The sequence below is a fragment of the Endozoicomonas sp. SESOKO4 genome (assembly GCF_024606275.1).
In genome coordinates this window covers 1-1,209 of the sequence record NZ_JAHHPS010000236.1, presented here as the reverse complement: position 1 = coordinate 1,209, position 1,209 = coordinate 1, and the positions used below count along the sequence as shown (strand labels likewise).

Genomic DNA, 1,209 nt, shown 5'->3' with positions numbered 1-1,209 from the left:
TCCTCAATTTCTTGCAATCCTCGCTACGGACGCTTAAGTCCGACAGGCTGCTAGTTTTTAACAGAAAATCTTTGACAGAGAAACACACTTATTTTCTTGATCTATCCTTCGTCTCTATCAACTGGAACGCGCGGCTATAATTATTAAACATTCACTCTTTGCGGCACTGCTTTTGCTGACATGTCCTGTCGCCTGTCAGACCGAACCGTTGACAGGACATTATATTGTCGAGCTTGAACAAACTAGAATATTTCCAAACCAGAGCTTTTTTGTAAAGCGTGTTGGAAACCCTTCAGACACTACCAACACAAAAGACTATGCAGGACCAGATTCATCGCCTGATGACAAACCCCGCAGATCTTGGGGCCACGGAGTAGAAACGACCATTATTGAAGCGATTTCCTGGCAATCGGTTTACGCCACTGGCCTGCTGACCCTGACTATCAAAGACGCTCCTCCGGGTGCCGCCGCTTATTCATGGTTACCATTGGAAGTGCTTGTCGATATCATCTGGCTTTTAAAAAGCCACTTAAACATAAAATCATCGTCGTTTGATCTGATCGAACAACAAGAAGCCAGTCAGGATGACCCGTTTGCAACCATCACTATGGTTCTTGGCTCAGGACATAGTCAACAATCATACCAACCATCAAAATCATCAGGTCAGCATGCCACGGAAGCCGCGGCCGATCCTGCAGACTCTTTCGTTAGCCGTCTGTATTCTGGCTCTGGAAGCGGTAACGGGAATCCCCAACAACACCTGCATACTTTGGGTTTAGATTGTTTCATCCATCCCTGTCGTGGCGTTTGTCAATTCCGCCCATCATCAGATAGCAGAGAGCCCTCTGAGCGGCCGTTAGACTCCGGAAAAAGCTCATGTCCCCATTTGGTCAATGGACACTGCTTTAGATGCATGGGTCATTTTGATCCTGTATACATTACATACCCAATGAATGCTGACGCTGACTATACAACTGATGCTGCCGACCAACTCAATTATAATGTGAATTTTCTCTCCAACGCCGTTGGTGTTTCGACCATCAATGAGCTAATCCTTCCACAAAGTCTTCCCGAAGAAGTCGGAATTTGCGATACGCTCGGCCAGTTAACCTCCCTGTTTGAGACTTCAGAAACACATCAAACAACGATAGAATCATCCTCACTGACCACTATTCCGTCACAGGTTTGTGGCCCGGTGTGGACTCTTTT

Annotated in this window: 1 protein-coding gene; it reads left to right on the top strand. The window is 46.4% G+C overall.

Annotated features, from left to right (window positions below):
- Positions 1–208: 208 nt before the first annotated feature.
- The coding region (locus KDK16_RS04425) for a hypothetical protein (protein ID WP_257274860.1) at positions 209–1,209 on the top strand (1,001 nt) is incomplete at its 3' end.